The sequence below is a fragment of the Diplocloster agilis genome, from assembly GCF_019042275.1.
Taxonomy (GTDB): Bacteria; Bacillota; Clostridia; order Lachnospirales; family Lachnospiraceae; genus Diplocloster; species Diplocloster agilis.
The window spans coordinates 1-5,176 of sequence record NZ_JAHQCW010000081.1 but is presented as its reverse complement, the minus strand read 5'-3'; the positions used below and the strand labels follow the sequence as shown (position 1 = coordinate 5,176).

The 5,176-nt window shown below is 53.7% G+C and carries 4 protein-coding genes; 3 read left to right on the top strand and 1 reads right to left on the bottom strand.

Translation table 11 applies throughout. The features are described 5' to 3' along the window. Window positions 1–209: 209 nt before the first annotated feature. Entirely contained in the window at window positions 210–1,238 is a 1,029-nt protein-coding gene (locus KTH89_RS24580; protein WP_158345414.1) for a DUF6709 family protein, read from the bottom strand. A gap of 172 nt (window positions 1,239–1,410) precedes the next feature. Between KTH89_RS24580 and KTH89_RS24575 the strand changes: the two genes are divergently transcribed. Genes KTH89_RS24575 through KTH89_RS24565 form a run of 3 tightly spaced genes read left to right on the top strand, consistent with a single transcriptional unit; the run spans window position 1,411 to window position 5,007 of the window. Further along, on the top strand, window positions 1,411–2,163 hold the full coding sequence (locus tag KTH89_RS24575) for a class I SAM-dependent DNA methyltransferase (RefSeq protein WP_238723460.1): 753 nt from the start codon (window positions 1,411–1,413) through the stop codon (window positions 2,161–2,163). A gap of 11 nt (window positions 2,164–2,174) precedes the next feature. After that, window positions 2,175–3,053: an Hsp33 family molecular chaperone HslO gene (hslO, locus tag KTH89_RS24570; protein WP_238723459.1), complete on the top strand. Its 879-nt coding sequence runs from the start codon at window positions 2,175–2,177 to the stop codon at window positions 3,051–3,053. A 37-nt stretch (window positions 3,054–3,090) separates the two neighbouring features. After that, entirely contained in the window at window positions 3,091–5,007 is a 1,917-nt protein-coding gene (locus tag KTH89_RS24565) for an NAD(+) synthase (protein ID WP_238723458.1), read from the top strand. Window positions 5,008–5,176 lie beyond the last annotated feature (169 nt).

The following is a 5,176-nucleotide window of genomic DNA, read 5'->3' as shown; positions in this document are numbered from 1 at the left end:
CCGGGAACACATCACGTGTTCCTGGTGAATAGGCTCGGTTCCTGAACCCGGCTTTTCGATTCCACTTAGCGGGTGCCAGCGCAAGCCCTCCGCGCTCCCGGGGACATACAAAGGAACCCGGCTGTCCGGAGCATCCCGGGATACGGATACGCACGCGGACCCTGCACAGCGGGCATACCCAAACCCGAGGAAGAACTAAGGTTGGTTAGTTAATTTGCCGAGCCCTTCTTTTTTGGGGTATTGGCCTGGACAGCAGCGCGTGCCGCTTCCTTGTTTTCCTCTGTAAATCCGATGAGAATCCGGGAGTTCAGGTTCTGCAGGTACGCAATGACCGCGTCGGTATCATGCTGGCTGCGTTTGGGGCAGGTAGTCACACGCCCGTCATCCGTGATCAGATACAGATGATAGGACATAGACTTTCGAAGCAGAGGTTTGTGGGCTTTCAGATGCCGGTACACCCAGAGCATATGGTGGATCGGAAGAATAATGGTACCCCGATTGGACAGATCAAAAAAATAATGTTCGGTTACATACATCTGTCCGGTGGATAATAGCGGTTCGGTTTCCAGTTCCCGGACTGCCCTGGCCAGAGCATTTTTGTCCTTGCACAGCCGGCGGAGCCTGCGGGACACAGGGGCAAGCCCGGGACTGACCAGGTAGGCCAGATCGGCAATCAGCACGGCGAAGGCACACATAGAGCCTAGCAGAAGAAACAAGGTCAGAATAGAGGGAAAGGGCAGATGGTAATCTGCCTCATCCAGAATCAGCGGACTGACTACCAGGGCCAGATCCTGATAGGTCCAGTTCAGATCTTCGGACATGTATTCAAGCAGCTCTTTGTGACTCTGGTTCTGGCGAACGATTTTGGCCCGGATGTTAAGCTCTGTGATGGGCGCAGACGGGTCCTGAACCGTACCGGGCGAGAGGATGACGATGAGACAGGTGTCGTCCAAAAAGGTATAGTAGTAGGTTCCGTACACTTTCCCAAAACGTATGTAGTCGTAACCGGTATTGTGCAGATCCTTCAGGGAGATTTTGACATAGCGGTTATCGGAGGAATAGGCGTGTTTTAACGTCTGCACGGAATCAATCTGCATCGGCGTGTAGATGCCCCGGAAGGGATTATACTTCCAGGCGGCTGCCAATATCATTAAAAAGAGAATGGGGAAAATCAAATCCGTCAGATAAAAACGCCTTATATTTTGATAGACTTTGTTCGTATTTTTCATTCGTTTCATATGGAATCCTTTGAGAGCCTGATAGGCCGGAGGCGGTTTCTGTAGAATTCCGCGAGCGGAATCCTATTTCAGTATACGGGATTTTGGAGAAAGAATCAACAGAAGAAAGAATCAACCTTGCTTTTCCAAGGAAAACTTGATAGTATATCTAACAAAAGGTTGGTGGACAAAAATGGAAGCGTACACGGGATTTGCCGGGGTATATGACGAATTCATGGACAATGTGCCCTACGATGAATGGAGCGCCTATCTGGTCGGGTTGTTAAAAAAACTGGGGATCGAAGACGGTCTGGTTCTGGATCTGGGCTGCGGCACCGGCAATATGACGGAGCGGCTGGCAAAAGCCGGATACGACATGATCGGTGTGGATAACTCGGAAGAAATGCTGGAGATCGCCATGCATAAAAAAGAGATATCCGGTCTGCCGATCCTATATCTGCTCCAGGACATGCAGGAGTTCGAGCTGTATGGTACGGTGCGGGCGGTGGTCAGCGTCTGCGATTCGTTGAATTACCTGCTGGAAGAAGAGGACTTGCTGAAAGTATTCCGCCTTGTGAATAATTATCTGGATCCGGGGGGATATTTTTTATTTGACTTGAACACGATTTATAAGTATGAACAGATGGGGGACTGTGTGATTGCGGAAAATAGAGAGCACTGCAGTTTTATCTGGGAGAATACCTATTATGAGGAGGAACAGATCAATGAATACGATCTGACTCTTTTTGTAGAGGGAGACCACTCGCTGTATCGAAAATTTGAGGAGACGCATTATCAGCGGGCATATGAGCTTAAGAAGGTAAAGGGGCTGCTTAAAGAGGCGGGCCTTCAGTTCGAAGGGGCTTACGAGGCGTTCACCGGGGAAGAACCGGGACCCGCCAGTGAGCGGATCTATGTGATCGCAAGGGAACGGGGAAAAAGATAGGAGAGTGGAATATGGGAGATTATATTGTCAGGGCAATGGGAGGCCAGGGCCAGATCCGGGCGTTTGCCGCTACCACAAGGGATATGGTGGAAAAGGCCAGGCAGGCCCATAATACAAGTCCGGTGGCCACGGCGGCGCTGGGAAGGCTGATGACGGCCGGGGCCATGATGGGCTGCATGATGAAAGGAAGACAGGATATTCTGACGCTTCAGATCCGCGGCGACGGCCCGCTTGGCGGAATCACCGTGACCGCAGACGCTATGGCCCGGGTCAAGGGTTATGTGAATGAGCCCTCCGTACTTCTGCATGCGAATCAGCAGGGTAAACTGGATGTGGCGGGAGCCGTGGGACATGGATATCTGCGTGTCATAAAAGATATGGGATTGAAGGAACCGTATGTGGGGGAGGTAGATCTGCAGACCGGAGAGATCGCGGAGGATCTGACCTATTACTTTGCCACATCGGAGCAGGTGCCCTCCTCGGTGGGGCTGGGCGTACTGATGTCCAGGGATAATACGGTGAAACAGGCCGGCGGATTTATTCTGCAGCTGATGCCCTTTGCCGAAGAGCGGATCGTGGATGAGCTGGAGTCGAATCTCAGGCAGGTGCAGTCGGTTACGTCTCTTCTGGAAATGGGCTATTCCCCGGAAAAGATCCTGGAAAAGCTGCTGGGCGATCTGGGAATGGAGACTACGGACCGCATTCCCACCAGCTTTTACTGCAACTGCACAAAAGACCGGGTGTCCAAAGCCCTGATCAGCGTGGGGAAAAAGGACCTGCAGGAAATGATCGACGATGGAAAAGAGATCGAAGTGAACTGCCAGTTCTGCGGCAGGCATTACCAGTTTACGGTGGAAGAATTAAAACAGCTGAAAAAGCAGGCGATGTAGATGACGGAAGGTTCCGTAGAAATGCAGGAGGCGCAGCATGAAGCATGGATTTATAAAGATCGCCGCGGTCACGCCGGATATGAGAGTGGCGGACCCGGTCTACAATACGGATGTTATGATTGAAGAAATGAAACAGGCGGCACAGAAGGGCGCGAAGGTCATCGTGTTCCCGGAGCTTAGCATCAGCGGCTACAGCTGCGAAGATCTGTTCTTGCAGGAATTGCTGCTGGAGGAATCCAGGCGCCAGCTCTGCCGGATGGCAAAAGAAACCGAATCCCTGGATGCGCTGGTATTTGCGGGGCTTCCCTTTGAACACCGGAACAGGCTGTATAATGTGGCGGCCGCGCTGCACAGAGGAAAGATACTTGGATTGATCCCCAAAAGAAATATTCCGAATTACTCGGAATTTTATGAAGCCAGACACTTCACTCCGGGGCCGAAGAACCCGGAGTACGTGGAATGTAATGAGGAGCAGGTTCCCTTTGGCAGCCGGATCTTATTCGAATGTGAAGAGATGAGAGGGCTGAGCGTGGCGGCGGAGATCTGCGAAGATGTCTGGGTGGCGTCCCCCCCCAGCACGGAACACGCGCTGGCCGGAGCCACACTGATCGTAAATCTGTCTGCCAGCGACGAGGTGGTAGGGAAAGACACCTACCGGCAGGATTTGGCCAAAGGGCAGTCCGCCAGGCTGTTATGCGGATACATCTACAGCAGCGCCGGTGACGGGGAATCCACCACGGACGTAGTGTACAGCGGCCATAACCTGATCGCGGAAAATGGAATCGTGCTGGCGGAGTCCCCCCGTTTCTCCAATCAGACCACCTGGGCGGATCTGGATGTCCACCGGCTGATGAGTGAGCGGCGGCGGCTGGGCACCTTCCGGCAGGAAGAAAATCTGAGCTATATCCGGGTGAAATTCCACCTGAAGAAGGAAGACACCGCCCTGATCCGGATGTTTGACGCGAATCCGTTCGTGCCGTCTAATAAGCAGGACCGGGACAAACGCTGCCAGGATATCCTTTCCATCCAGGCGGGAGGCCTGAAAAAGAGGCTGTTACACACCAACTGCAAAAGCGCGGTGGTCGGAATCTCCGGAGGACTGGACTCCACGCTGGCCCTTCTGGTGACCGTCCGGGCTTTCGACAGCTGCGGGCTGTCCCGGGACGGCATAACGGCGGTAACGATGCCCTGCTTTGGAACCACGGACCGGACCTACACAAATGCCTGTGAGCTGATCCGGTGTCTGGGAGCCACATTCCGTGAGATCGACATCCGGGAAGCGGTCAATATCCATTTCCGGGATATCGGCCAGGATCAGGAGCGGCATGATGTGACCTATGAAAATGCCCAGGCCAGGGAGCGGACACAGATCCTGATGGATATCGCCAACCAGACCGGAGGCCTGGTGATCGGTACCGGAGATATGTCCGAGCTGGCTCTTGGCTGGGCCACCTATAACGGGGACCATATGTCCATGTACGGGGTTAACGCCTCCGTTCCCAAGACCCTGGTACGCCATCTGGTCAGATACTATGCCGAAACCTGTGACAACGAAACGCTTTCCGCGATCCTGTACGATATACTGGACACGCCGGTCAGCCCGGAGCTGCTTCCGCCTGAGAACGGAAAGATCTCCCAGAAGACGGAAGATCTGGTGGGCCCCTATGAGCTCCATGATTTCTATCTCTACTATATGCTTAGATTCGGTTATGAGCCGGAGAAAATCTACCGGGTGGCCCAAAAAGCGTTCGCGGGTATCTACGATAACGCCACGATTCTGAAATGGCTGAAAACCTTTTATAGAAGATTCTTTTCCCAGCAGTTCAAGCGCTCCTGTATCCCGGACGGACCTAAAGTGGGAAGCGTGGCCCTGTCGCCCAGAGGGGACTGGAGAATGCCCAGCGATGCCTGCGCGGCTTTGTGGCTTGGGCAGATTGAGGAGTTACAGAATTAATACTAAGGGCCGGAGCGGGCCGGCGCAAGGGCGGGCCGTGTAAGAAGTGCGGACCCCTTTTGTGTCTCCACGGGCGGCCGGGTTCTTTTGTATCTCCCTGGGAGCGCGGAGGGCTAGCGCTGGAATACGCTAAGTGAAATCGAAAAGCCGGGTTCAGGAACCGAGCCTA

Bases quoted from the DNA above. Each gene is read 5' to 3' on its own strand.
- KTH89_RS24580 (WP_158345414.1), bottom strand. From the start codon at position 1,238: ATGAAACGAATGAAAAATACGAACAAAGTCTATCAAAATATAAGGCGT.
- hslO (WP_238723459.1), top strand. From the start codon at position 2,175: ATGGGAGATTATATTGTCAGGGCAATGGGAGGCCAGGGCCAGATCCGG.
- KTH89_RS24565 (WP_238723458.1), top strand. From the start codon at position 3,091: ATGAAGCATGGATTTATAAAGATCGCCGCGGTCACGCCGGATATGAGA.
- KTH89_RS24575 (WP_238723460.1), top strand. From the start codon at position 1,411: ATGGAAGCGTACACGGGATTTGCCGGGGTATATGACGAATTCATGGAC.